Source organism: Pseudarthrobacter sp. MDT1-40-2 (assembly GCF_059383595.1).
On the sequence record NZ_JBWZCL010000008.1, the window covers coordinates 1 to 26120 of the forward strand.

A 26120-nucleotide genomic window follows, 5' to 3' on the forward strand; every position below is an offset into this window, starting at 1 on the left:
CTTGCCCTCCTTTTTCTTCTCCCTTTCTACCCCCGACAAGAGGGAAAGCCGTGTTGTGTTGTTCCACCCCGCCGCGCTTCTTCGTTGGCAAGCGGGAAGGAAGGTCCGGCTACTGCGCTTCCTTAACCACTCCGTTGCCGGTAACCGCCGGTTCCACAACGCCGGGCGTTGTTTTGCCGAAGCCCTTGAGCATCTCGATCACATCGAATCCGGTGGTGTCCTTGAGCAGCTGGGCGGTTTCCTGCACACCTGAGGAAACATTCTTGCTCATCTGGGCGGCGCCGTCGTTGGAAATGACCGTCATATTGCTGATGGCGCTCATGGGTGCGGCGATTTCCTTGGCGATGGACGGCAGAACCTCCAGGAGCTTGTTCAGAATTGCTGCCTCATTGAACTCGCTGTAGGCCTTGGCCTGGGCTTCGATGGCTTCCGCCTCGGCCCTGCCGCGGAGGCCAACAACATCGGCTTCCGCTATGCCCTGCGTCTTGGTGACCTCAGCCTCCGCAAGGCCACGGATTTTGTTGATCTCGGTCTCGGCGTTGCCCTTGGCCGTGTTGGCTGCGGCCAGGGCCTTCGCCTCAACCTCGTTGCCCGCGGCCCTGAGCTTACGGGTTTCGAGTTCTGCGGCAGCTTCGACCTTCGTGGCTTCCGAAATGCGGGTACGGCGTGCCAGGTCAGCAGCGGCTTCGGTCTCAACCTTGTACTTGGCGGCATCGGCCGGTTTACGGACCTCAATGTCGAGTTCCTTCTCGCGAAGCTCGGCCTGGCGTGCCACCACCTGCTGGTTCTTGAGGATAATCGCTTCCTGCTGCTCGGCCTGGGCAAGCGGCCCGGCGGCGTCGGCCTCTGCCTGGCGCGCGTCTGTTTCCTGCTTCAGTTCGGCGCGACGGAGGGCCAGCTTCTGCTCGGCCTCTGCAGTCTTCTGGTCGGCCAGTGCCTTGGCTTCTGCGGCCTCACGCTGGGAGTTGGCTTCAGCAATGCTGGCGTTCCTGGCCACCAGGGCAGCCTCGGGACGGCCAAGGTTCTTCAGGTAGCCGCCGGTGTCGTCAACAGACTTGATCTGGAAAGTATCGATCACCAGGCCCTGGTTGGTCATCGAGTGCTCGGCTTCTTCCTTGACGGAGGCAGCGAACTGGGCTCGGTCCTTGATGATCGCATCCACGCTCAAGGTGCCCACAATGGAACGCAGCGAACCGGAGAGGGTTTCCTGTGTGTAGTGGTCAATGGCGTCCTGCTGGTCAAGGAACCGCTGGGCTGCTTTACGGACAGAGATCTTGTCGCCTCCCACCTTCACCTGGGCCACGCCGGTCAGCTTGAGCTGGATCCCGTTGTTGGAGATGGCTTCGATGGTGACTTCGACCTGGCGCGAGGACAGCGAAATGTGGCTGACGCGCTCCGTGATGGGATTGACGAACGCCCTGTTGTTAATGATGACCCTGGACTGGTCGTCGGACGTTTCATCCGTGGTGTTCGGATCGCTCTTGCCGGTGATGAGCATGGCTTCATTGGGCTTGGCGAACCGGATACTCGATGTGTAGAAAATGAATCCCGCAATAAACAGGACGGCGAGCGCGCCGCCGCCGATCAACAAAGCTAACAAATGATCCCCCTGAAATGTTGTTTTGTCGCCCCGTTCACGGCGGCGCTCCCCTAAACCTTACTTGCCGGAGGCAAGTTCATTTCTTGTCCTGTGGATACAGCTCGCCGCCCTTCCTCAGAACACAAAGTTCCAGGTCCCGGCCACGACGGCGGCACTCACCGCGGCAGCGGAGATCACTGTTCCGCCCAGGATCACCCAGAGATCCAGGCGGGAGTAGGTGGACTCCCGTGCCCAGGTCCGCTCCGAGGTGCCGAACCCGCGGGCTTCCATGGTGACGGCCAGCCGGGTGGCGCGGCGCAGCGCCTGCACCAGCAGGCCGAAGCTCTGCCCCAGGGTAGCCCGGATCCGCTGGAACGGACTGCCGTGGGAGCCCACTCCCCGGGCACGCCGGGCCATGCCGATGGTCTGCCATTCCTCCGCCATCAGCCCCACCAGCCGCATCGCCGCCAAGGTGCCCAGCACAAAGCGGTGCGGGAGCCTGGCCTTCTGGGCGAGGGCGTCGGCAAGGTCTGTTGGGTCGGTGCAGCTCATCAGGATGACGGCCGGCAGCGCGATCGCCAGGCCGCGCAACAGGAACCCGAGCCCCAGCTCCAGCGAGCCTTCGCTGATAGACCAGATTCCGACGTCGAGCAGTACCTTCCCGGCATCAGCCGCGATGATCGAGGTGCTCCAGCCACCCACCAAAGCCGCAATAATCAAGGGCCAGCCGCGGCGCCACAGCAGGCCAAGCGTCAGCCCCGCCAACGGCAGCACCGCAAGTTCCGCCAGCAGCGCCACCGAGGCGGACACCCAGTCAACGGATAGTGCCAGCACCATCGAGATGAGTACGACGGCGGCAAACTTGGCCAGCGGATTGCTCCGGGTCAGCAGCGCCTTTTCGGACTGTTCACTGCTTCGGATCGTGAGTTCCTGCCTCATGACAGCTTCAGCTCCGTTCCGCCCAGGACGCTGCTAAATTCGGCGTCATGCGTGACGGACACCACAGCCGTGCCGGCGTCGAGAAGTTCGGACAGCAGGGACGCAAGCTCCGCCCAGGTATTGGCGTCCTGGCCGAACGTGGGTTCATCCAGGATCAGCACCTGCGGATGGGCGGCCAAAACGGTGGCCACGGACAGCCGCCGTTTCTCACCGCCGGAAAGCGTGTAAGGGTTGGCGTCCACCAGATGCGTAAGCCGCAGCCGCTCCAGGAGTTCGTCCACGCGTTCATCGCCATGGCCAAGGTGCCGGGGGCCGAAGGTCAGTTCATCCAGCACCCGGCTGGTGACAAACTGGTGCTCCGGCTCCTGGAAGACAGTGCCGATCCGGGCAATCAGTTCCTTGGCCTTCCAGCGGTAAGGATCGATTCCGGCACCACGGGAAAGCTCGACGGCGGCCGACACAGTCCCGCCGGCCGGTTCCAACAGGCCGCCAAGAGTCAGCGCCACCGTTGATTTTCCCGAGCCGTTGGGGCCGGTGATGGTGAGCGCCTGCCCGGCGCGGACCGTTGCCTGTACCCCTGTCTGGACGGCGGGCGGCGGTACTTTGCGCAGCCCCCGGCGGGTGGCCCTTCCGCGGGACACGGCGAGGTTTTCGGCTGTCAGCAGCATGGCCGCAGCTGCCGGCGCTGTCCGCGGGCGCGTCAACGGAACGTAGCCCGGTACCCAGACCCCCGCCGTCGCGAGCAGTTCGCGCGCCTGCCCCAGGACCTGGTCCGGCGGGCCGTCAAACAGCACCCCGGAGGGACTTCCGCCAGCGGCGGAAGACGCACCGCGGCCAGGCTGCAGCACCACAATCCGGTCCACCACGTCTTTCCAGACGGATACCCGGTGCTCCACCACCACCAGCGTGGCGCCGGTTTTATCCAGGCACCGGGCCACGGCGTCCCGGACTTCCAGCACACCGGCCGGATCAAGGTTGGCGGTGGGTTCATCCAGCAGGATCAGCCCCGGCCGCATGGCCAGGATGCCGGCGAGCGCAAGCCGCTGCTTTTGCCCGCCGGACAATGCCGACGTCGGGTGGTCCAGTTCCAGCCCGCCCCCGGCAGAGCCTGAACCAGAGTTGCGCAGGCCTACGTCCTCCAGGGCTTCGTGGACCCGCCGCCAGATCTCGTCCCGGGGCACCGCAAGGTTCTCCGCGCCGAACGCGACGTCGTCCGCCAGGCGCGAGAGCACTACCTGGGTTTCCGGGTCCTGCTGCATGAGCCCGGCACGGCCGCGCTGCTCCCGGGGCGGGGCGCCGTCGATCAGCAGTGTTCCGGATTCGTCGGCGTCGTCCTCCTCGTCACCGAGCACCCCGGCGAGGGCATGGAGGAGCGTGGACTTACCGGACCCGGACGGGCCCAGCAGCAGCACCCGTTCGCCGGGGCGGACGTCCAGGTCCAGGCCGGCCACGGCCGGCGTGGTCCGTCCGGCGTGCCGCCATCCCCATCCCTGGGCGGTGATGGCGGCAGGGCGGACGCCGTCGTCGGCTGTTGGCATCAGTTGAAGACGGGCTCCGTTGCGGCCCGGCGGGACGCGAAGGAACTCAACACACCGGTTTTGGCCAAGCCGCGCGTGGCTACCCAGGAGAGGGCACCGGCAATAATCGCACCGGAGATGGCGCAGAAGATGATGTAGGCCAGCTTGTCGGCGCCCGGGTAGAGGATGTTCCAGCCCCAGGGCATGAAGGAGTCATTCAAGCCGCAGAAGAGTCCGGCAGCCGCGCCGGCCAGCAGCGCGGCGGTCAGGTTGTATTTCTGGTGCAGGAAGCTGCCTGTGCTCATGCGTCCGTAGACCAGGAACAGGAACACCAGCTCGGCGCCCAGGCCCTGCAGGAGGCCGGAAATCAGCACGGTCACGCCGTACTGCGAGCCCATGATCAGTTCCCCCGTGGCAGCGACGGTTTCACAGAAAATTGCCGCGCCTGGTTTGCGGATGATCAGCATTCCCAGCACCGCCGGAATCATCCAGCCGCCTGCGATCAGGCCGGTCAGCGGCGGGTAGACGGCGTTCATGGGCGCGGACACCACACCGGCGCCCTGGGACCATGCCCAGAAGATCACGCCGCCGGTCACCGCGATCAGCGCAGCCACCACAATGTCCACTACGCGCCAGCTCTTGCCGGTCTTCTTCGTGCTTACAGTTGTCATTTCTTCTTCCTCCTGAGGTACAGGAGGGGAGAGTTTCCGGCGGGCAAAAAGCCCCTTGTCCGGTAACTCTGAGAACTCGACTCCCTTGCGCCGGTACTAACCGGATCAGGTTCGAGGGTCTGCGGCAGCCCGCACTCTCAGCGCCCACCCGACTTCGCATTACTGCGGAGTACGACGGCGGCGCTCCCCTGTCGTGATAAATCCACCCTTATGGGCTGGTTCAGTTTACACCCGGCGTTCCTTGTGAGCGGCGGAGACGAAAGACTTCTCCCGGCTAGCTGAGCGCGAGATCAACTGCGGCCTCCACATGAATCCGCGTCGTGGGGAACACCGGGACAGGGCTGTCCTCCGCCGTCACGAGCAACTCGATTTCAGTGCATCCCAGAATGATTCCTTCTGCCCCAGCGGCGACGAGGCGCTCCATGATCGCGCGGTACTCGGCGCGGGACTCTTCCCTCACAACGCCGCGGACAAGTTCATCGTAAATAATCCGGTGCACAGTCGCTCGGTCGCGCTGCTCCGGAACGATGACGTCGAGGCCATTGGCGTTGAGCCGGTCTCGGTAGAAATTCTGTTCCATGGTGAACATGGTGCCTAGCAGTCCGACGCGGTTCAGACCATGCTGCTTTATCTGGTTGGACGTGGTGTCGACGATGTGCAGCACGGGGATGGCTACCGCTTCTTCGACGGCGTCAACGACGATATGCATTGTGTTCGTACAGAGTACGAGGATGTCAGCGCCTGCCGCTTCCAACGAGGAAGCTTTCATGGCCAGCATATTGCCGGCCTCCTTCCACTCCCCGCCTGACTGGAGCCGCTCCATATCCGCGAAGTCCATGGAGTCCAGGAGAATGCTGGCCGAGTGGACGCCGCCGAGACGACTCCGTACTAGTTCATTCGCCAATCGATAGTACTCAGCGGTGGATTCCCAACTCATACCACCAAGCATTCCTATGGTTCGCATATTCCCTCCCACTTCTACTGAAGGACGCCTCATGAATAGACAGGATCGTGACGCAATGGCGCAGGCGCAGATAATGAACAACTTCGCTAATGATCCTTCTGGGAACTCCTCACATTTGTAAAGCAATGTCCGTCTACGAGCGTCGACCCCTTAAACCAAGAGGTTAGCGCGTAGCCGATTTGACCTTCACACTAGTGTGAAGGTGGAGACTGAATACCGGCAGGCTCTCCGATGGCGCGGTGCTCTGTCCGGGCGGTGATCCTGTGGATTCCGGCCCCGAGCTTATAAATCAAACGAGCACCCAGGAGTCAACAACTTATGAGTAGTGACACGCGCCTCGCCCCTGCAACAGGGCCCCTCGGCACTGTCACCGTTCCCGAAGGAGCGGTCATCGGCCCGATCGCGACCAGCCCGGCGCCGAGGAAGCGATTGTCTCCGGGCGAGGTTCTGACAATCTCCGTCCTGGTCTTCTCGGCGTTCGTGGCGTTCCTGTCCGAGATGGTGGTCGGGGTGGCGCTGCCGCAAATCATGGACGACCTCAACATCACGGCTACGACCGGGCAGTGGCTCACCACCGGCTACGCCCTCACCCTCGCGGTGATCATCCCGACCACCGGTTACATCATGCAGCGGTTCCAGCTGCGGACAATTTTCATTGTCAGCGTCGGATTGTTCACCCTCGGCACCTTCATCGCGGCCGTCGCACCCGGCTTCGCACTGCTGCTCACAGGCCGAGTTGTGCAAGCCCTCGGTACGGCGGTGTTGGTTCCGCTGCTGATGACGACGTCGATCGGTCTCGTTGCACCGTCTCGTCGTGGACAGATGATGGCGTTAGTCACTGCGGTGTCTGCCGTCGCACCCGCCCTCGGTCCGGCCTTCTCCGGCCTCGTGATGTCTCAGCTGACCTGGCGGTGGTTGTTCATCATCATTTTGCCGCTGTCGCTATTAGGCCTCCTCATCGGGGCCATCAAGATGCCAAACCTCACGACGCCGCGACGCATCGGATTCGACGCGCTGTCGCTGGTGCTCTCCGCGATCGGATTCGGCGCGTTGGTGTACGGCCTGGCGAGTGCTGGCGAATCCCGCGGCGGTCACTTCTCTAGTGCTTTCTGGATCGCGATCCCGCTGGGCCTGCTGGGTATCGCAGCATTCGTGTTGCGGCAGCTCCGATTGCAGCGCCGTGACGCGGCCGTTCTGGACATGCGGATCTTCCTGCATGCCGGGTTCGCACGACCCGGCATCGTCTTCCTCTTCCTGGTGATGGGCGCCTTCAGTCTCGCCACCCTGCTCCCTCTCGTCCTGCAGGAATCGCTCGGAGTCGGTTCGTTGGAGACCGGGCTGCTCATGGTGCCCGGCGGCGCGACCATCGGGGTCGTGTCCCTCCTTGTCGGCCGCTACTACGATCGCATCGGAGCTCGCGGGCTTGCGATCCCGGGAGCCATCGTCGTCGTCGCCGGTTGGTGGTTCATGACGACCTTTACCGAGAACACCTCGATGTGGGTGGTCCTTGCCACTTACGTGTTCGTCTGCGCCGGACAAGCATTCGCCTGGGTCGCTCTCTTCACCATGTCGCTGGGATCCCTTCCCAGTGCTCTCGCTCCGCACGGCAGCGCCGCGCTCAACACCATCCAGCAGCTCGGCGGGGCGGCCGGACTGGCAGTACTCATCGCGGTTCTCAGCTCGAACGCCGACGGCACCGACACTACCTCCATCGCAAATGGTGCACGCGCTGCATTCACAGTCGGCGCTGTTCTCGCAGTCGTCGCCCTCGTGACCGCGGCATTCCTTCCGCGACACAAGCGCAAGGCGGACGATGACCCGATGAGCAGCAGCACCTAAACTGCCGGCTATCGGTCGCGGTGCCGAGCGTCACCCGCCGGAATAACCAGTCGTGGGATACCCCGAATTGACCCCAACTGTGGAGCGAACAGAGTAACCCTGCGCAGCCTGTCCGGGCCTCGCCGGATAGCTACCCCCGCGTCAACCCTTCCGCTAGTGTGAAGGTTGGATCAGGCTTCCGTCACAACCCCTAGAGGATGCATCGTGCGTATAGGAGAACTTGAACAGAAATCCGGCGTACCCGCCCGGATGCTGCGGTATTACGAGGAGCAGGGCCTGGTGACGCCACGCCGCCTCGACAACGGTTACCGGGAGTATGACGAATATCTCGTGGACCGGGTTGGCAAAATCCGTGGACTCATCGATGCAGGCATCCCGACCAGGATCATCGGAAACATCCTGCCCTGCCTGAACCAGCCGCAGACAGTCGTCGTCAACGACGCAGACCCGGAACTCCTGGAGATCCTGCTGCGCGAGCGGGAGAGGATGACTCAAAAGATCGACATCCTCTCCCAGAACCGGGAGGCCATCACTCGCTACATCCACGCCCTGGAGGCCGCGTCCGGCACCCCGAGCGGCCTCGTTACCGACCGACACCTGTCGTAGCAGGGCTCCCGATTTGCCTCTCTGTTGACGCCTGCTATCGGGCCGTCTTTCTCCTCAGGATTTGACCTTCACACTAATGGCAAGGTTGAGAATGAAGGGACAAGGATCGCCAGAGGAGAAGCATGAAAATCGGAATCATCGGGGCGGGCTCCATCGGCTCGACCATCGCTCGGCGGCTCAGCCGCCACGGACATGACGTTAGGATCGCGAACTCACGCGGCCCGGAGACGATCGCTGCTGCAGCCTTGAGCACCGGCGCGCGAGCCGTCACAGCCGCCGAAGCGGCCAACGACGTCGACGTCCTCATCGTCTCGGTTCCGATGAACCGCAACGAGGACATCGCCGCTCACGTCCGGCGCGCCCCCGAGGCCGCGGTGATCATTGACACGTCCAACTACTACCCGGCCCGCGACGGCATCGTCCCCGCCTTCGTTGAGGGGCAACCCGAGAGCATCTGGTTATCAGAGTTGTTCGGTCGCCCCGTCACCAAGGCCTGGAACGCCATCACGTCCCAGTCGTTCGACGCGAAGGCCACCGGGGCTGGCGCTGCAGGCCGGGTGGCAATTCCTGTTGCATCGGATCATGACGACCACCGGAACCTCGCGATGTCCCTCGTCGATCAAACCGGTTTCGACGCCGTCGATGCTGGAGTCCTCGCTGAGTCCTGGCGCCAACAGCCCGGGGCGCCCGTCTACTGCACGGATCGTACGCACGAGGAGATGCCTGCCTTCCTGGCAGCCGCCGAGAAGGAACGCGTCCCCCACCGCCGGGATCTGGCCATGGACGCCATCGGCGGGTACATCGCCGCCGGTGGAATGCCGGACGGCAAGTTCCTCGTCGCAATCAACCGGGCCTGCTACAGCTGACGTTGCCGCCCCTCAGCTTCCACCACCACACGCCCCCGCGCACCTTTCATATACGTACTCGCACGCAAGCCAGGATGACTAACGGATGACTTCTCACGAAGCAACAGCAACACAAGAGACCGGCGCTAACGGATCACGGTCCGACAGTGCAGGCCCGACGCCGAAACCATCATGGGCGGGAGTGGCCTCGCTGAGCGTGGGGGTATTCGCCCTCGTGATGGCCGAATTCCTGCCGGCGAGCCTTCTTTCCCGGGTTGCCGCGGATCTGGGGGTGACAGAGGGGGTGGCCGGTCAGTCCGTCGCCATCACGGCCATTGTCGCGGCCATCTCCGGCATCACCATCCCTGTCGTGCTTTCACGCATGAACCGCCGCCACCTGATGATCATCCTTTCGGCGCTGGCCGTCGTCTCGGACGTGCTGGTGGCGATTGCGCCGACCTACCCGATCCTTTTGGCCGCCCGCGTCCTGCTCGGTATCGCGATCGGCGGGTTCTGGGCGCTGGCAATCTCCATCACAGCGCGCCTGGTCCCGGCATCGAAACTCGGCTTGGGTTTGACGATCGTGAACGTGGGCGTGACCCTGGCTACCGTCGCCGCCGTCCCGCTCGGCACGCTGCTCGGTGAGATCTGGGGTTGGCGTGCTGTGTTCGCGCTGGCCGCGGGTGTCGGCATCATAGCCATGGTCATCCAATTCTTCGCCCTGCCGTCAATGCTGACCGGCCCCTCGAGCGGATTCCGGCCCCTGATCCAGACACTGCGCTCCCGCATGGTGCTGCTGTGCCTGTTCACCATGGCCCTGATGGGCGCCGGTCATTTCGCCGGCTTCACCTACATCCGTCCCGCAGCGACCGAGGTCGGCGGCCTCGATCCCGAGCAGCTCGCAGTCCTGCTCCTGGTGTACGGCCTCGGCATTGTGGGCGGCAACCTGGTCGCCGGACCTCTGGCCGACCGCACCCTGCGCACCGCGGCACTGATCTTCCCGCTCGTCCTGGGCCTCGCGATGATCGCCTTTGTCTGCATGGGCAGCAGTCCCATTTTGCTCTTCGTCGCCGCCGCACTCTGGGGAGCCGGCTTCGGCGCCTTGCCTACGGTCATCTCAACGTGGCTCGCACGAGCCGAACCGAGCCGCCTGGAAAGCATCGGAGGACTGCAAACAGGTGTGTTCCAGGTCGCGATCGCCCTCGGCGCATTCCTTGGCGGGCTCCTCGTCGACGGTGCCGGCGTACAGACAGCCATGATCCTCGGCGGCCTCGCCTCCGTACTCGGCGCCGTAATCCTGGGGGCAATCAAACCCCCGAAGCTGGCTTAACCGGGCGTGCCGTTGCTGGGGGTCGTAGCCAGCGCGGCCGCTACAGCTTCCCGACCAAGTGGTATGGCTCCCACACTGACACCTTCCCTTGACTGGAGAACCCACGTGACACAAAAAAAGATGTTCCTCGGCATGACCATCACCGACGGCTACGGCAACCTGCACGGAGCATGGCGGGCCCCACATGTTGACCCGAACACCTATGCCGACTTCGACGCCAGCGTCCGCTACGCCCAAGCAGCCGAGCGCGGCAAGTTCGCGTTCCTCTTCACGCCCGACTTTCCTGCCGTGCGCGGGGACCTCGAGCAGTCCACGATCAGCAACGTCATGGATCCAATGCTCACCCTGGCGGCGATCGCGCGGGAGACCCGGAGGATCGGATTCGTCGCCACCGGCTCGACGACTTTCCAGGAGCCGTTCAACCAGGCCCGCCAGTTCAAGGCGCTCGACGTGATGAGCCACGGCCGCGCAGGATGGAATGCCGTGACTACGAGCGACCCGGCGGTCGCTGCCAACTACGGGAAGCCCGTGGCCGAGCGTAGCGAACGCTACCAGCGCGCTCATGAATCGATCCAGATCGTCCAGGCCCTCTGGGGCAGCTGGAAGCAGGACGCATGGATCAAGGATCAGGCGGCGAACCGCTTCATCGACCCCGGCAAGCTCCAGCCCATCAATCTGCAGGGCAAGTACGTGGCCTCCCGGGGACCGCTGGCCATCCCGCCGTCAGAACAAGGGCAGCCGGTAATCTTCTCCTCGGGAGGCCCCAGCCCTCATCTGCTTTCACTCGCCGGACGCTACTCAAGCGCCTTCATCGCGGAGGTCTGGACCATCGAGGAAGCACGAGCACAACGCGAGATGGTGCGTAACGCCGCGGCGGAGGCCGGCCGGGATCCCGACGAGATCAAGTACATCGCCGGTCTCATGACTACCGTCGCGCCGACCGTACGCGACGGGCTCGACCGCCGGATCGCAATCGGAGGAGACATCATCGAGGCACGCGTACCGCACCTAGGCGGCATGCTCGGTTTGAGCCTGGACCCAGCAATGATCGACCAGCCGCTCACCCCGGATCAGATCGCCGCCGCCTACCCTTCGCCCATGGATCCACGGTCCGGGAACGTCCTTGAAGTCGCCCGCCAGGGATGGTCCGTCCGCGACATCCTCGCCCACGGCGTCATCGACTACCACCCAACCACCGTAGGGCCGGGGAAAGTCCATGCCGATCACCTGCAGGAATGGTTCGAGGCAGGCGCCGCCGACGGCTTCTGGATATCCCCGGACGTCTACGAAGACGGCGTCGATGGCTTTGTCGACGAGGTCATTCCCCTGCTGCAGGAGCGGGGCATCTACCCCACCGACTACGAGGGCACCACCCTGCGCGACCACCTCGGAGTCCCGGCCCAGTACGGCATAGACCCACGCATCACCGGCAACGACCTATAACGAACAACTCCTGGCCGTTGGGTCTGCGCGGCTGCCAAACTGAAACGGATGAACTAAGGAGCGCCCGCGCAGTGCCGGGAAGCCGGTTATATTGGGCAGGGGCCTGCCAAACGGTCGTCGACGGTGGTTACAGGAAGAGTGGCGCATGAGTGACGCGGACAAGAGCAGCGATGGATCCGCCACGTCCGAGCCGGCTGAAGCGCGGCTTGCCGCCAGCGTAATCCTGGTCCGCGACCCGGCCGATTCGACCGGGTCCGACGGTTCCGATGGTTCCGTGAATTCCGGACAGGGACTCGAGGTCTTCATCCAGCACCGCGTCTCCACCATGGACTTCGCCGCCGGCATGGTGGTTTTTCCCGGTGGCCGGGTGGACGCCGTGGATGGGTCCGGCTGGGACTTCCCTGCCGGCGTCGTACAGCTTCATGCAAAGGCCTGGCACCGCACAGGTGAGCCGGGTTCGGATGGATCAACGGCGGTCCCCGTCAGCAGGGAAGAAGCAGCGTCCCGGCTGCTGGCCGCCGCCCGGCGTGAGGTCTTCGAGGAAACCGGGCTGCTGCTGGACACCGGTGCGCTGGTGCCGTGGGCCAACTGGGTGACCCCCGAAGACCAGCCCAAGCGCTTCGACACCTACTTTTTCCTGGCCGCCGTCCGCCCCGGCCAGGAGCCCCGGCACCAGACCACCGAGGCCAGCACCTCGCAGTGGATGGCGGTGGCTGACATCCTGGAGGCGGAAGCGGCCGGGAAGTTGCGGCTGATGGTGCCCACCAAGTTCCTGCTTGAAGAGCTCCTGACCTTTAGCAGTGCGGCTGCGGCCGTGGCTGCAGTGCGGGACATCGTTCCGGTACGCGGGCTCCGGGGAACACGCCTTACTTAGCCGGCGGCCACGCCGGCGCGGATCCTGATCGCGGTTCCGGACCGCTGCCCAGCAGGCTCCGGTGATTGCTTCGTCAGGGTTTCGAGCAGTTGTGTTCCCGTCTGAACCCGATGCTGGCCGGACTGGGCCAGGCGCACCAGCTCGGCAAAATCGTCGATGAACTTCCCCAGATTTTCATCCATGGGCAGACCCTACCAGCAGCCGGCATGAGCCCCGGGTGCTGCCGGATTATTGTCCGATAGCCGCTTTGCTCTCCTGCATCCACTGCGCGGCGCCCTCTTCAGGCGAGAGCCGTTTGAACAGGACTTCGGTGCTGACCCGGGCCGTGATCTCAGCTACCGCAGTAGATCCTGTGGGACCGATGAACGAGGGCGCGATCTCCACTTCCCCGATCTCGTCGATATACGCGGATTCCACCTTCCCCTGCGGGGTGAGGCCCTCCGCAATGGCGGCCCGCATCTCCGAATTGCTGGGCACGCCACGATCGTTCTGGATGCTCTTGGCCGCTTTCTCATTGTTGACCAGGAAGTTCACCAGTTTGGCGGCCGCGTCAGCCTGCTTGGTGCGGGACGAGATGGTGTAGAACTGCGAGGACTGCAGCCAGATTCCGGGCGTGGGATTTTCGCCGGGAAGCTTGAGCAACTGCAGATCGGCACCGCTGGCTTTTCCCAAAGCGGTAATGGAGCTGCTCCAGTTCAGCATCATGGCGGCCTGCCCGGTGCCCATCAACGTCTGCTCGGTACTGACGTTCAGCTTCTCCACAATTTCCGATGCCCCTGGAGCGCCACCGGCGTCGCTGAGCTTGAGCGAATATTCCAGGAAGTCGGCCACGGTGTCCTGCTCGATGCCCAGTTTCCCGTCCGCGGTGTACAGGGCCTCGCCCTGTTGCCGGGCAAAAGCGTCCAGAGAATCGTGCGTCAGGACCGTGGCGGTGCCGTAGGTTCCCTGAGGGCTGTTCGCGGTGACCTTGGCCGCCACTGCTGCGAACTCATCCCAAGTCCACGTCTCGTCGTCGGGTATCTCCACCCCTGCCGCCTGGAAGACCGCCGGGTTGACCACGATAGCCAAGGCATTGGCTCCAGTGGAGACGCCGTACTGGACGCCGTCGACCTGACCGTTCCGCACCGTCCCCTCATCGAGGCTGCCAAGGTCAAGGGAGTCCTTCACCTCCGCGAGGTCCAACAGGGCACCACGGTTGGCGTATTCGGCAGGATAGGCTCCGCCTAAAGTGATGACATCAGGAGCATCATTGGCTGCCACCTGGGTAGCCAACTTGTCGAAGTATCCGCTGATGTCCGAGTACTCGGCTTTGACCTTGATATCCGGGTTTTCCGCTTCGAACGCGGCGATCGCCTCATTCGTCAGCTTCGCCCGGGTTTCGTTCCCCCACCACGAGAACCTGATTTCGACCTTTCCGTCCCGCGCCTGATCCGTACTGCCGGAACATGCTGCCGTAAGCCCCATCAGGCCCACTATCGCTGTCACGGCAAAAGCCTTACCCGTTTTCTTGAAGATGTTTCGCACCATTGACCAACACTTTCCAGGGAACCGTTTTCTTGGAAAGTATCAGCACCTTTCAGGAACGGCAATGCTTGCCTGAAATTGGCCAAGCCGGGCCTGGAGATTGACAGGCGAAGCGCGGCGCTCAAGACTAGGATCGGTCAGAAATCGGTTTCCCGCTTCGACGCCGTCACCGCTGACAGCACCCAGGAGGACGCAACGCGTGCAGAGCCAAGCCAGCAACGAGAATCCGGCAGCCCCCGCCGCGCCGGCCGGCATTGACCGCCAAGCCCTCATCCGCCGGCATTACGTTGAACAGCGCACTCTTGATCCGCGCAGCCCCGTCTCAGTGGGGAACGGCGAGTTTGCGTTCACCGTTGACCTCACCGGACTCCAGTCCTTCCCGGATGCCTACCCCGTACAAGACCGCGGCGAGCCGCCGACCGGTACGCTTCTGGGGACCCAGGCGCAGTGGGGCTGGCACACCACCCCGCCCGGTGACACCTACGAGCTCTCCGGCTCCGCTGTCACCTACGACTCCCCGCACGGACCGGTCCCGTACGTGGACATGGTAGGCCGGATCGTGGACGGCCAGGAGGACGGCATTTCACGGGCGGAGACCTGGCTGCGGGCCAATCCCCACCGTCTGGATCTGGGCCGGATCGGTTTTGCGTTAGTCCGGGACGGCTTCGAACAACCGCTTCGGCCGGCAGACATCGAACAGCCGGTCCAGACCCTGGATCTTTGGACCGGCGTGGTGACCAGCAGTTTCCTCCTCGCCGGACAGCAGGTGACCGTGAGGACAGCCTGCCATCCGGACCGGGATTACATTGGCCTGCAGGTCCAGTCCCCCGCCCTCAGCCACGGCCTGGTGATATCTGTGGCTTTCCCCTACGGCTCGGAGGCCTGGCACAACGCCACCGACTGGAGCCGCCCCGGCGCCCACACCACCACTCTCAGCAGCGCTGAGGACGGCGGAGCGGCGGGATGGCTCGTGGAACGGGAACTGGACAATGCCCGCTATCAGCTGACTATCGACGGCGAGGCCCGGGCAGAGCAGACAGGCAGCCACCGCGTCCGGATCAGCAGTGCCGAATCAACACCGGAGTCCCTCGATATCTCACTCGGGTTCCTTCCCTCCGGCAGCGGCGACTGCGTACCCCGCGGATCGAACCGGTCCACCAGCCACGACGCTCCGGCAAGCGGGCACCACAGCCCTGGCAGCGGTGTCGCCGCCGCTTCCGGCACCTACTGGCCGGAATTCTGGTCCGGTGGTGCCGCCGTCGAACTTGATGGGCATGGCGATCCGCGCGCCACAGAACTGGAACGCAGGGTGGTCCTGTCGCAGTACCTCACCGCCATCAACTGCGCCGGCTCGCTCCCGCCGCAAGAGACCGGGCTGGTGTGCAACTCGTGGCGCGGCCGCTTCCATCTTGAGATGCATTGGTGGCATGGAGCCCATTTCGCGCTGTGGAACCGGCCGGAGCTGCTGCTGCCGTCACTGCGCTGGTACCGCACCGTACTGGAAACGTCCCGTGCCACTGCCCGGAACCAAGGGTTCGACGGCGTCCGCTGGCCCAAGCAGGTGGGGCCGGATGGGCGGGAGAGCCCCAGCCCTATCGGCACCTTCCTGATCTGGCAGCAACCGCACCCCATCTACCTGGCTGAGCTCGTGTACCGGGCGACACCGTCGCAGGAGATTCTCGAGGAATTCGCCGAGGTGGTGTCCGGATCCGCCGAGTTCATGGCAAGTTTTGCGCACCGGACAGCCCGCGGCTTTGAACTTGGCCCGCCGCTGATCCCGGCACAGGAAAGCTACGAGGCCAGCCGGTCCTCGGTCACAAATCCCACGTTCGAGCTGGCTTACTGGCAGTGGGCGTTGCGGGTCGCTGCTCAATGGCGCGAGCGCCTGGGACTGGAAGTCCCGCTCCTCTGGCGTGAGGTCGCGGACGGCATGGTGACCCCCCGGGTACAGGACGGCAGCTACAGGGCGATCGACGTCGAACCCTTCACCATCCGGACCGACCACCCCTCCCTGCTGTGCGCCCTGGGCTTCCTGCCGCAGACAGACATCATCGACCCGGAGACCATGCGCGCCACACTGAAGGGGGTGCTGGCCGACTGGGATTGGGACAGTACCTGGGGCTGGGATTACCCGGTGATGGCCATGACGGCCGCCCGACTGGGCGAGCCGGACACCGCCGTCGACGCCCTGCTGCTGCCCGCCGGAAAAAACACCTTCCTGGCCAACGGGCATAACAGGCAGACAGACTCGCTGCCGCTGTACCTGCCCGGCAACGGCGGGCTACTGGCCGCTGTTGCCCTGATGGGAGCCGGCTGGGACGACGGCCCCGAACGGCAGGCGCCGGGTTTTCCGGAAGACTGGACTGTCAGGGCAGAAGGGCTGGTCAAGGCACCATAGGCCTGTGCCCTGACGCTAGGCTAAGGGAAGTCATTGTTCCCCCAGCAAGGAGCCCACGTTATGAACGTTCTCATGAAATTGATCGGCACCGGAGTCAGCCTCGGCGCCGGATTTGCAGGCACCAAAGCCGTTAACAAGATTTGGGAAAAGATCACGGGAAACAAGCCGCCCACAGGTGCTGACGACGACACCCCCACCACTCTTCGGTCCGCCCTCACCTTCGCCCTGATCTCCGCCGTGGTAAGCACCGTCATCCAGGTGCTGGCCAACAGGGGAACGCAACGGGCCATCGCGCGCTTCGCCAAGAGCCAGGACATCGTCTAGCTCCAACTCCAACTGCGCTCCACCCCGTAGACACCTGCTGACAGGACGGGCAAACTAAAGGCCCCAGGTACTCAAAGGATCATTCCCGGGAGAGGACCCGATGGAGCACCTCAGCAGATTCAGCGATGAATTCCTCAAAGCGCTCCGGAACCTGCTGCCCATCGTCGTCGTTGTTGCCTTGTTCCAGCTGCTGGTGTTCCGCAGCCTGCCCGCTGACCCCCTGAGCATCCTGGCGGGGCTCTTGGTTGTGGCCGTGGGTATTGCGCTGTTCCTGCATGGGCTGGATCTCAGCATTTTTCCGGTAGGCAAGAACCTCGGCAACCAGTTCGTCCGCCGGGGCGCTTTGGGACTCCTGTTGCCCTTCGGCTTTGCCATCGGTTTCGCAGCTTCCGTTGCTGAACCTGCCGTGATCGCCGTCGCGGAGCAGGCCGAACTGGTCAGTGGGGGCCGGATCAACGGACTGGGGCTGCGCCTTGTCATCGCCGTCTCGGTGGGCCTGGTCCTTATCCTGGGCATCCTGCGGGTCCTGCGGGGGTGGGCCGTGCACAAAATCCTGATCGCCGGTTATCTCATTGTGCTGGGGCTGAGCTACGTGGCTCCGCCGGAGATCATCGGCCTGGCCTACGACTCCGGTGGCGTCACCACCAATATCGTCAGCGTGCCCCTGGTAGCGGCGATCGGCCTGGGCTTGGCGAACTCCATCCGGGGACGCAGTGTCCTGGCGGACGGCTTTGGCCTGGTGGCGCTGTGCGTGATGGTCCCGATGATCGGAGTCCAGCTCTACGGGACCTGGGTGTATGCCTTCGATGACCCTGGCGCCGCCGTGCCGGTCAGCGGGCCGGGGGAAGATCCCGCCGACTGGGTTATTGGCATGTTCCTGGGTCTGGCCGGGATGGTCCGGGAAGTCCTCCCCATCGTGGGGGTGGTCCTGTTCTTCCAGTACGTGGCCCTGCGGCAGCGGCTGGCCCACCCCCTGCGCGTCGTGGTCGGGTTCGTCATGGTCCTGGTCGGGCTCTACGCCTTCGTGGTGGGATTGAAGCTCGGCCTTTTCCCCATTGGGACCGTGATGGCTGAGCAACTCATCGCACAGGGTACCCCTGCCTTGATTGTGCTGTTCGGGCTGCTGATCGGTTTTGCCACCACCATGGCTGAACCGGCCCTGGTAGCCATCGGTGAGCAGGCCCAGGAGGCGTCACCCGGCCGAATCAACGGATTCGCCATCCGCGTGATCGTCGCCACCGGCGTGGCGGTGGGCATTGCCTTCGGCGTGTTCCGCATTCTGGTGGGCGGGCCGTTCCACTACTTCATCATGGCCGCTTACGCGGTAGCCACCGTGCTGGTGTTCTTCGCGCCGAAGTACATCATCGCGCTCGCGTTCGACCTTGGGGGCGTAACGACGTCGGAAGTCACCGTGCCGCTGGTGACGGCTCTTGGCATCGGCCTGGCAGCAGCGGTGGAGGGAAGGGACGTGCTGATCGACGGGTTCGGCCTGATCGCTTTCGCGTCGATCTTTCCTGTCATATCAGTCATGGTGTATGCCATGGTGATGGAGAGATTTCCCCGGCTGAGGAGGGAACCGGCATGAAATTCACCGCGATAATCGTGATTGCCCCTGATGACCTGGAAGACAAAGTCATCGAGCACGCCCAGCGGGCGGGCGCCACAGGGGTGACGATCCTGGCTGGCAAGGGAATCGGCGGGGAGGCCAAGAAGACCTTCTTTGGCCTCACCTTCGAGGGAACGCAGTCCGTGCTGCTGATGGTTGTGGGGACACATCTCAGCGCCCCGATCCTGAAGGAACTGCACCAGATCCTGGTCCGCGGAACCGAATCCCGCGGTTTGGCCTTCGCGGTACCGATCGAGCATTTGACGGGGATCGATATGCGGCAGGTGGTCAGGTTTGAGGAGCACCTGCGTCGTGATGACGCCTGATCCGCTCCAACACGAAACGCGGCACGCACAAGGAGGAAAAGGATGCTCACAGTAAAAGATGTCATGGTCCCCGAGGTGGTCACCATTTCCCCCTACAGCACGCTGCGTGAGGCGCTGTCCATGATGAAGGACCGCCAGGTGAAGAGCCTGGTGGTGGACCGGCAGCACGCTCATGACGCTTACGGGCTGCTGAGCTACCGGGAACTGCTGGACACCGTGGTGGCGCAGGAGGGGGATGTGGACCTCTTGAATGTCTATGACGCCGCCACCATTCCGGCAATCACGGTCAACGAGCAATTGTCCGTGCGCCAGGCGGCTGCGCTGATGAGCCGCTACCGCCTCAGCCGGCTTGTGGTGGTGGAAGGAAACCAACTCGTGGGCCTGCTCGCGATGAACGACATCCTGGCCAGGCGCATGGAGGAACTTGCCTGATTCAGCCCTGGCTGCGGGGCGCGAACATGATCACTGCCACGCCTATCAGGCAGATGGCTGACCCTATGAGGTCCCAGCGATCCGGGCGGAAGCCATCAAAGATCATGCCCCACGCAAGGGAGCCGGCGACGAACACGCCGCCGTACGCTGCAAGGATGCGGCCAAAATGCGGATCGGGTTGAAGGGTGGCGGCAAAGCCGTAGATCCCCAGCGCGATGACGCCCACGCCGGCCCACCACCAGGCCTTGTCCTCCCGCACGGCCTGCCACACCAGCCAGGCCCCTCCAATTTCCGCGGCGGCGGCCAGGATGAATAACGCTACTGACTTGGCGATCAACATGTCCCTATCTTGTCAGCGTCATCGGGCACGACGCGTGGTGGAACCTACCTGTCCCCTAACCGCTCCGCTTCCGATTCAACGTCCGCTTCTCCGGCCTTAAGCTCCGTCTGGGGCGCGGCAGCGGTGTCCTCGCGGCCGGTCCTCGTCGCGGACTGGACCACGGCTTCCAGCTCGTCCGTGGTCAGCATTTCGCGGTGCAGGTGCTTGGTCCGGTAACCCGCCCGGCCCACCATGTGGGCGGAGACCGGCACGGTGAGCAGCTGGAACAACCAGGCCACCAGCAGCACGGGCCACACCCAGAGGGTACGCATCTGCAACCCGATGGAAGTCAACAGCAGGAACAGGCCCAGGACCTGCGGTTTAGTGGCAGCGTGCATACGGGTCAGCAAGTCCGGGAACCGCAGCAGGCCGATCGCTGCGGCCAGTGACATCAGCGCGCCCACGACCATAAACACGGCGGAGACCGCGTCGATCACCACGTCCAGTGTTGAAAGTTCAGGATTCAAGGGGCTCTTCCCGCCTGTCGGCCACAAACCTGGCTACGGTCACGGACCCCACGAACCCGATGAGTGAAATGGCTACCAGCAGGATCAGGTTGTTCAGGTGCCGGTTGACGGCCATGTCGATGCACAGGGCCGCGCCCACTATGGCTAGCAGCACGTCCGCCGCCAACACCCGGTCAAGCAGCGACGGCCCGCGCGAGATCCGGAGAATGGCACCGGCCGCCGCGAGGGACAGGATGACCGCCGTGACGGTCAAGACAACCTGCATCATCTGGCGGCCTCCTGTCGTAAAGCTTCGAGTTCTTCCTTGGTGCCCATGATCCGGATCAGTCCGGCTTCGATATTCCGGACTTCCTGCCGGATGCGGGCCACGCCATCGGCGTCCGCGACGTTCAAGGCATGCAGGTACAGCGTGGACGAAGATCGGTCCACCTCCACCACCAGCGAGCCGGGAATCAGCGAAAGGATATGTCCCGTGGCCGTCACCAGCAGGTCCTGATGGCTGCGCAGCGGAACAGCGACGACCGCCCTGGTCATCCTGGGTCCGAGGACCACGGCAAAATACATCACCTGGAAACTCGCGGCCACCACTCTGGCCAGGAACACCCCGGCAAACGGGATGGCCTGCAGGATGTTGAACCTGCCGCTGAGCTCAACGGGAGGAAGGTAGAACATCCGGGCCACTGCAGCGGCGATCATGGCACCGAACAGGAGGTTGCCGGGACTGAAGTCCTGCCACAGCGCGCACCAGACCACCACCAGCCACACCAGGAGCGGCAACTCCTGGCGCAGGGATATCCGCCTGCGGCTCATGGCCGGCCTCCCGTCTGGAGCGCCGGAACCGGGGCGTCGCCGCCCAGGACGGCGTGGATGTAAGCGGAGCGGTCAAGCATCTCCGCTGCCGCCTGGTCCGAGACCGTGAACAGCGGGCCGGCAAACACGGTCAGGGAGACGCCCACCAACACCAGGCCTAGCGTTGAACCCACCATGGTCCTGGGCAGGACGGTCACGTTGCTGCTGGTGCCGCTGCCGGCAGAACCGTCGGCGTCGGGAGCCGCGAGCAGCACCGGGTCCGGGTACTCGGCGTCCTCCGGGCTGCGCCAGAAGGCCCGGTTCCACACCCTGGCAACGGCCAGCAGCGTCAGCAGGCTGGTAACGACGCCGCCGATCACCAGGGCGTAGGCCAGCGGGGTGCCCAGTTCAATTCCGGCCTGCATCAGGCCCACCTTGCCCAGGAATCCGGAGAACGGCGGGATTCCGGCGAGGTTCATGGCCGGGATGAAGAAGAGCAGGGCCAACACCGGGGACAGTTTGGCCAGCCCGGCAACCCTGTCCATGGAGGAACTGCCGCCGCGGCGTTCAATCAGGCCCGTCACCAGGAACAGGCTGGTCTGGATGGTGATGTGGTGCGCCACGTAAAACACGGCCGCCCCCAGGCCGGCTACTGAAGACATCGCCAGCCCGAAAACCATGTAGCCGATATGGCTGACCAAGGTGAAGGACAAAAGCCGCTTAATGTCGCTTTGGGCCAGCGCACCCAGGATTCCCACCACCATGGTCAGCAGCGCCGCCACCATCAGCGGCGTATTCAGCGAGTCCCCCGGAAAGAGCAGTGTTTCGGTCCGGACCATGGCATACACGCCCACCTTGGTGAGCAGGCCGGCAAACACAGCAGTGACCGGAGCGGGGGCCGTGGGGTAAGAGTCGGGCAACCAGAAGGACAGCGGAAATACAGCGGCCTTGATGCCGAAGGCCACCAGCAGCATGATGTGCAGCAGGGTCTTGGTTCCCTGATCCAGATCGGCCAGCTTAATGGCCAGGTCCGCCATGTTCACTGTGCCGGTGGCACCGTAGATCATGGCGATGGAGATCAGGAACAGCACGGAGGACACCACGGATACCACCACGTATGTCACGCCTGCCCGGATCCGCGGGCCGGTTCCGCCGAGAGTCATCAGCACGTAGCTTGCCGTCAGCAGGATCTCGAAGCCCACATAAAGGTTGAACAGGTCCCCGGACAGGAAGGCGTTGGAAACGCCGGCCACCAGGATCAGGTAGGTGGGGTGGAAGATTGACACCGGCGAGTCTTCGTCGCCGTCGGCCATGTCCTGTCCGGTGGCGTAAACCAGCACGGCAAGGCTGACAGCAGAGGAAACCACCAGCATCAGGGACGAGAACTGGTCCACCACCAGGACAATCCCCCACGGTGGCAGCCAGCCGCCGATGTTCACGGCATACGTTCCCCCGCTCCAGGTGGAAGCCAGCAGCAGGCACTCCAGCAGCAGGGTCAACGACAGCAGTCCGATGCTCACCGCGCGCTGTGCATGGGAATGCCGGTAGAGGACGAAGGTTACGGCAGCACCCAGAATGGGAAGGATGACGGCGAGCGGCGCCAGGCTGGCAAGGTTCACTTCAGCCCTCCATCCTGGCGGGGAGTGACATTTTTGGACCCTGGCTTCTCTTCGAGGACGGCATCGCTGACGGCCATCCGGCGGCCGCCTGCCTTGATGGTGCCGCCCTCGTCCCTGGGGAGCAGCGGAAATTCGGATGTTTCCAGGGGGATCTCGGCATCGTCCTCGGCGTCAAAGCTCGGCGTGCGAGCCACCCGGCGGTCTTCCAGGTCCACCTGGATTTCATCCCGGCGGCCCAGTACCCAGGTGCGGTAGATGATGCCGAGCATAAAGGCGGTCACTGCAAAGGAGATCACGATCGAAGTGAGGATCAGGGCCTGCGGCAGCGGATCGTTGTAGTCCCCCGGGTCCGTGCCCTTGGTGTAGAGCGGAGCGAGTCCCGCATAGCCACCCGCGGCCAGGATCAGCAGGTTGGTGGCATTGGCCAGCATCATCAGACCCAGCAGGACGCGGGTGAGGCTGCGTTCCAGCAGCAGGTAGATTCCGCAGGCGTACAGGGCTCCCATGACGCAGAGCAGCGTGAGGTTGATGCTCATGGGGCGCCTCCCGTGCGGGACTCGGCGTGAACGGTGAGTTCTCCGTCGGGGTAGTCGTCCTCGTCCAGCATGGTCGGCCCATCCTGGACGGAGTTGGCCTCCACGTTCTCGTCAATCTCGGCGCCGAGGCTGCGCAGCACGTCCAGCACCAGCCCCACCACCACGGTGTATACGCCGATGTCGAAGAGGGTGGAAGTAACAAATTTGATGTCCCCGAAAACCGGGAGCCAGAACTGCAGGATAGCGCTCTGGAACACTGCAGCACCCAAGAAAAGGGGTACGACGCCGGCCGCTGCCGCTGTTGCCAGTCCGGCACCTAGAAGCTTCCCGGCGCTGATCGGGGTCGCCTCCCGGAGCTCGAAACGGCCGCCTGCCAGATAGCGGATAGTCAGTGCCAGCCCTGCCATCAATCCACCGGCAAAGCCGCCGCCGGGGAGGTTGTGCCCGGCAAAGAGCAGGTAGAGGGAGAAAACAATGATGGAGTGGAACATCAACCGGGTGACCACTTCGAAAATGATGGACCTCCGCTCCGGGGCCAGCGTGTGCCCGGCGACTATCCAGGCATCCCGGGCCGACGCGGCAAACTTGCGGGAGAGGCCCAATGCGGCGCCCTCCCGGGAGCTTGGATCAGCGGATTTTGCGCGGTCCTTCCAGCCGGCCACGGTACTTGCCGGACGGATCCGGTCCCCGCGGCCGCGGATGAAGATCAGGCTGGCAACTCCGGTAGCCGCCAGAGCCAGCACGGCAATCTCGCCGAAGGTGTCCCATACCCGGATGTCCACCAGGGTGACGTTGACCGTGTTGAGTCCCCCGCCGCCCTCGTATGCCAGTTCCGGGAATCGGAGCGATACCGGCGCGGCCACCCGGGCACCCATGGCGTAGATGGCAACAAAAACCATGGTGACACCGAAGGCCACCCCTATGATGACGCGGACCAGCCGGTACTTTCCGCCGGTCCGGTCCCGCAGCTCCGCGGGCAGGCTGCGCATACCAAGCACAAACGCCACCAGGATGATGGTTTCCACCAGCATCTGAGTCAATGCGAGGTCCGGCGCGCCCTGGAGCGCAAACAGCAGGGCGATCCCATAGCCGGTTACGGAAACCATCAGCACGGCCAGGAAGCGCTTGTTGGCGCGCACTGCGGCCACGGCACCGATCACGATGCCGGCCGCCACCACCGGCTGCAGCGGAGAATTGGGATCGATGAAATACAGCCCACCCGGCAGCGGCTTGCGGGCCACGAGCATGGCGGACAGCGGCAGGGCCACGGCCATGCTCAGGATTACGGCCAGATAGAAGTAGAGCGAACCACGCTGGGTGCGCCCGGTGACCCAGACCGCGACGTCGTCCAGCGCTCCGATGGTGAGCTGGTAGGCCCGGTCCCCGTCCACCCAGCCGGGCACCCGCTCCTGCGCCCGGGAAATCCGGTTCCTGCCCACGTACATGGCACCGCCCAGCACGAAGGTGAGGACCGTCAGGCCCAGCGCCGGCGTCAGCCCATGCCACAGCGCCAGGTGGCCGGCCTCGGCAACGGCAGCGCCGGCGTCGGACCCGTCCCGGGCCTCCGCGAACAGTGCCGCGTAGGGCTGGATCCAGCCGTCAACGGGCAGCGGCCACAGGCCGAACACAATGGTGAGGAGGGACAGCACGGCAGGCGCGGCAAGGAATGACGGCGCGATGGGCTTGAACGGCGTGCGGGGCACACCAGGTTTGGCAGCGAAAGCACCCCACATGAACCGCGCACTGTACGCAAACGTGAGCACAGAGCCCAGGACCACTCCGGCCAAGACCACCACGGGCCACGGGCTCCCGGAGCCCGCCTCGAAATGGTGCAGGAAGGCTTCCAGTACCGACTCCTTGGCCACAAAACCGGCCATCAGCGGCACGCCGGCCATGGAGGCCGCGCCGACTCCCGCCACAATCGCCAGTGCACGGGCGGAACTGAACACTCCGGACAGCTTGGCAATATCGCGGGTGCCGGCCTGGTGGTCGATGATGCCCACCACCAGAAACAGTGTGGCTTTGAAGAGTCCGTGGGCCAGCAGCATGGCCAGTCCGGCGAGCGCCGCATCCGGTGTCCCGAGCCCCACCACCATGGTGAGGAAACCCAGCTGGCTGACGGTCCCATAGGCCAAAATCAGCTTGATGTCCGTCTGCCGGAGGGCCCTGTATCCGCCCACCAGCATGGTGGCCAGTCCCAGTCCCAGCACTACCGGCAGCCAGAAGGCGGACTCCGCGAACCCGGGGGCCAGCCGCGCCACGATGTAGATGCCGGCCTTCACCATGGCGGCTGCATGCAGGTAGGCGCTCACCGGTGTGGGGGCGGCCATGGCTCCGGGCAGCCAGAAATGGAACGGGACCAGCGCGGACTTGGTGATCGCCCCCACCAAAATGAGCACGACGGCGGCAGCAACAGTTCCGGCGGCGGGACCGGCTGTCAGCGTGGGAGCTTGATCCAGGATGTCGGAAATCCGGTAGGACCCGGCGCTGGAGCCGAGCATGATCAGGCCCACCAGCATGGCCAGGCCACCTGCAGTGGTGACGATCAGGGCCTGCAGCGCGGAACGCCTGGCGGACAGCCTGGTCCGCGAGTAGCCGATCAGCAGATAGGACAGGACTGTGGTGAGCTCCCAGAAGATGAACATCAGGAGAAGATCGTCCGCTGTGACCAAACCAAACATGGCGCCGGCGAAGGCCAGCAGCTGCGCGCCAAAGCCGCCAAGATCGGGATCATGCTTGTGGAAGTACCTGGCGCAATAAACCAGCACCAGGGCACCGACCCCGAGCACCAGCAGGGACATCACCCACGCCAAGGCGTCCATCCGGAAGGCGAGCTCCAGCTGCAGCCCCGGTATCCACGGGATGACCTCCGCTATCTGGCCCCGCCCTTCCCCGGAGTACACCGCGGGGTACTGGAAAAGGAGCCAGATGAACGATCCGGCGGGGACCACCGCCAGGGCGTAGAACGCACTTCGGCCGAACTTCCTGAACAGGACCGGAGCCACAGCAGCCACCACAAAGTGCAGGGCAAGGACTGTGATCACTGGTATCTCCGCAACGTCAGGGATTCGATTATCAAAAGTCAGGGCAGGCGGTTCATTCGTAGATGTCAG

25 protein-coding genes and 1 riboswitch are annotated in these 26120 nt (G+C 64.2%); of the genes, 11 read left to right on the forward strand and 14 right to left on the reverse strand.

Going from position 1 to position 26120, the window contains the following annotated elements; genetic code table 11:
• Positions 1-109 precede the first annotated feature (109 nt).
• The 5 genes from AC50X5_RS15910 to AC50X5_RS15930 form a co-directional block, all read right to left on the reverse strand.
• Positions 110-1600, reverse strand: a complete 1491-nt coding sequence (locus AC50X5_RS15910) for a flotillin family protein (protein ID WP_494977052.1) — start codon at positions 1598-1600, stop codon at positions 110-112.
• 114 nt (positions 1601-1714) lie between these two features.
• Complete coding sequence (locus AC50X5_RS15915; RefSeq protein ID WP_494977053.1) at positions 1715-2518, reverse strand: energy-coupling factor transporter transmembrane component T family protein; 804 nt, start codon at positions 2516-2518, stop codon at positions 1715-1717.
• Entirely contained in the window at positions 2515-4056 is a 1542-nt protein-coding gene (locus tag AC50X5_RS15920; protein WP_494977054.1) for an ABC transporter ATP-binding protein, read from the reverse strand. Before AC50X5_RS15920 ends, AC50X5_RS15915 begins: the two co-directional genes overlap by 4 nt.
• On the reverse strand, positions 4056-4706 hold the full coding sequence (locus AC50X5_RS15925; protein ID WP_494977055.1) for an ECF transporter S component: 651 nt from the start codon (positions 4704-4706) through the stop codon (positions 4056-4058). Before AC50X5_RS15925 ends, AC50X5_RS15920 begins: the two co-directional genes overlap by 1 nt.
• 64 nt (positions 4707-4770) lie before the next feature.
• Positions 4771-4906, reverse strand: a riboswitch (TPP riboswitch).
• 74 nt (positions 4907-4980) lie between these two features.
• Entirely contained in the window at positions 4981-5703 is a 723-nt protein-coding gene (locus tag AC50X5_RS15930) for an aspartate/glutamate racemase family protein (RefSeq protein WP_494977056.1), read from the reverse strand.
• Positions 5704-5988: 285 nt separating this feature from the next.
• Here AC50X5_RS15930 and AC50X5_RS15935 point away from each other — a divergent pair, with 285 nt between their 5' ends.
• The 6 genes from AC50X5_RS15935 (at position 5989) to AC50X5_RS15960 (ending at position 12607) form a co-directional block, all read left to right on the forward strand.
• Positions 5989-7509, forward strand: coding sequence for a DHA2 family efflux MFS transporter permease subunit (locus tag AC50X5_RS15935; RefSeq protein ID WP_494977057.1), 1521 nt, complete (start codon positions 5989-5991; stop codon positions 7507-7509).
• A 204-nt stretch (positions 7510-7713) separates the two neighbouring features.
• Positions 7714-8115 (forward strand): MerR family transcriptional regulator, encoded by a 402-nt coding sequence (locus AC50X5_RS15940; protein WP_494977058.1) that lies wholly within the window; start codon positions 7714-7716, stop codon positions 8113-8115.
• A 122-nt stretch (positions 8116-8237) separates the two neighbouring features.
• Positions 8238-8981, forward strand: coding sequence for an NADPH-dependent F420 reductase (locus AC50X5_RS15945; RefSeq protein ID WP_494977059.1), 744 nt, complete (start codon positions 8238-8240; stop codon positions 8979-8981).
• Positions 8982-9066: 85 nt separating this feature from the next.
• The gene (locus tag AC50X5_RS15950) at positions 9067-10290 is read left to right on the forward strand and encodes an MFS transporter (protein WP_494977060.1); all 1224 of its coding nucleotides are present in this window, start codon (positions 9067-9069) and stop codon (positions 10288-10290) included.
• 105 nt (positions 10291-10395) lie between these two features.
• Entirely contained in the window at positions 10396-11733 is a 1338-nt protein-coding gene (locus AC50X5_RS15955; protein ID WP_494977061.1) for an NtaA/DmoA family FMN-dependent monooxygenase, read from the forward strand.
• Between the two features lie 145 nt (positions 11734-11878).
• Complete coding sequence (locus AC50X5_RS15960; RefSeq protein ID WP_494977062.1) at positions 11879-12607, forward strand: NUDIX hydrolase; 729 nt, start codon at positions 11879-11881, stop codon at positions 12605-12607.
• On the opposite strand, the gene AC50X5_RS15965 is transcribed toward AC50X5_RS15960, so the two are convergent.
• Positions 12604-12789 carry a hypothetical protein gene (locus AC50X5_RS15965; RefSeq protein WP_494977063.1) on the reverse strand — a complete coding sequence of 62 codons (186 nt, stop codon included), beginning with the start codon at positions 12787-12789 and terminating at the stop codon, positions 12604-12606. The two genes, AC50X5_RS15960 and AC50X5_RS15965, sit on opposite strands and share 4 nt — an antisense overlap.
• A 46-nt stretch (positions 12790-12835) precedes the next feature.
• Positions 12836-14134, reverse strand: coding sequence for an ABC transporter substrate-binding protein (locus AC50X5_RS15970; protein ID WP_494977064.1), 1299 nt, complete (start codon positions 14132-14134; stop codon positions 12836-12838).
• 196 nt (positions 14135-14330) lie between these two features.
• Between AC50X5_RS15970 and AC50X5_RS15975 the strand changes: the two genes are divergently transcribed.
• The 5 genes from AC50X5_RS15975 (at position 14331) to AC50X5_RS15995 (ending at position 19217) form a co-directional block, all read left to right on the forward strand.
• Positions 14331-16529, forward strand: coding sequence for a hypothetical protein (locus tag AC50X5_RS15975; protein WP_494977065.1), 2199 nt, complete (start codon positions 14331-14333; stop codon positions 16527-16529).
• Positions 16530-16589: 60 nt separating this feature from the next.
• Positions 16590-16853, forward strand: coding sequence for a DUF4235 domain-containing protein (locus tag AC50X5_RS15980; RefSeq protein WP_463935451.1), 264 nt, complete (start codon positions 16590-16592; stop codon positions 16851-16853).
• Positions 16854-16953: 100 nt separating this feature from the next.
• Positions 16954-18438: a DUF1538 domain-containing protein gene (locus AC50X5_RS15985; RefSeq protein ID WP_494977066.1), complete on the forward strand. Its 1485-nt coding sequence runs from the start codon at positions 16954-16956 to the stop codon at positions 18436-18438.
• Positions 18435-18785: a P-II family nitrogen regulator gene (locus AC50X5_RS15990; protein ID WP_494977067.1), complete on the forward strand. Its 351-nt coding sequence runs from the start codon at positions 18435-18437 to the stop codon at positions 18783-18785. The genes AC50X5_RS15985 and AC50X5_RS15990 overlap by 4 nt, the downstream gene beginning before the upstream one ends.
• A gap of 42 nt (positions 18786-18827) precedes the next feature.
• Entirely contained in the window at positions 18828-19217 is a 390-nt protein-coding gene (locus tag AC50X5_RS15995; protein ID WP_463935455.1) for a CBS domain-containing protein, read from the forward strand.
• A gap of 1 nt (position 19218) precedes the next feature.
• Here the strand turns inward: AC50X5_RS15995 and AC50X5_RS16000 are convergent, their stop codons facing one another.
• The 7 genes from AC50X5_RS16000 to AC50X5_RS16030 are packed head-to-tail and all read right to left on the reverse strand — an operon-like array spanning position 19219 to position 26051.
• Positions 19219-19557 carry a YnfA family protein gene (locus tag AC50X5_RS16000; protein WP_494977068.1) on the reverse strand — a complete coding sequence of 113 codons (339 nt, stop codon included), beginning with the start codon at positions 19555-19557 and terminating at the stop codon, positions 19219-19221.
• A gap of 44 nt (positions 19558-19601) precedes the next feature.
• Entirely contained in the window at positions 19602-20063 is a 462-nt protein-coding gene (gene mnhG, locus AC50X5_RS16005) for a monovalent cation/H(+) antiporter subunit G (protein ID WP_494977069.1), read from the reverse strand.
• On the reverse strand, positions 20053-20331 hold the full coding sequence (locus AC50X5_RS16010) for an MrpF/PhaF family protein (protein ID WP_494977070.1): 279 nt from the start codon (positions 20329-20331) through the stop codon (positions 20053-20055). Before AC50X5_RS16010 ends, mnhG begins: the two co-directional genes overlap by 11 nt.
• Positions 20328-20873: a Na+/H+ antiporter subunit E gene (locus AC50X5_RS16015; protein ID WP_494977071.1), complete on the reverse strand. Its 546-nt coding sequence runs from the start codon at positions 20871-20873 to the stop codon at positions 20328-20330. The genes AC50X5_RS16010 and AC50X5_RS16015 overlap by 4 nt, the downstream gene beginning before the upstream one ends.
• The gene (locus AC50X5_RS16020) at positions 20870-22471 is read right to left on the reverse strand and encodes a Na+/H+ antiporter subunit D (protein WP_494977072.1); all 1602 of its coding nucleotides are present in this window, start codon (positions 22469-22471) and stop codon (positions 20870-20872) included. Before AC50X5_RS16020 ends, AC50X5_RS16015 begins: the two co-directional genes overlap by 4 nt.
• Positions 22468-23007, reverse strand: a complete 540-nt coding sequence (locus AC50X5_RS16025) for a Na(+)/H(+) antiporter subunit C (protein WP_494977073.1) — start codon at positions 23005-23007, stop codon at positions 22468-22470. Before AC50X5_RS16025 ends, AC50X5_RS16020 begins: the two co-directional genes overlap by 4 nt.
• Positions 23004-26051 carry a Na+/H+ antiporter subunit A gene (locus AC50X5_RS16030; protein WP_494977074.1) on the reverse strand — a complete coding sequence of 1016 codons (3048 nt, stop codon included), beginning with the start codon at positions 26049-26051 and terminating at the stop codon, positions 23004-23006. The genes AC50X5_RS16025 and AC50X5_RS16030 overlap by 4 nt, the downstream gene beginning before the upstream one ends.
• Positions 26052-26120: the final 69 nt, after the last annotated feature.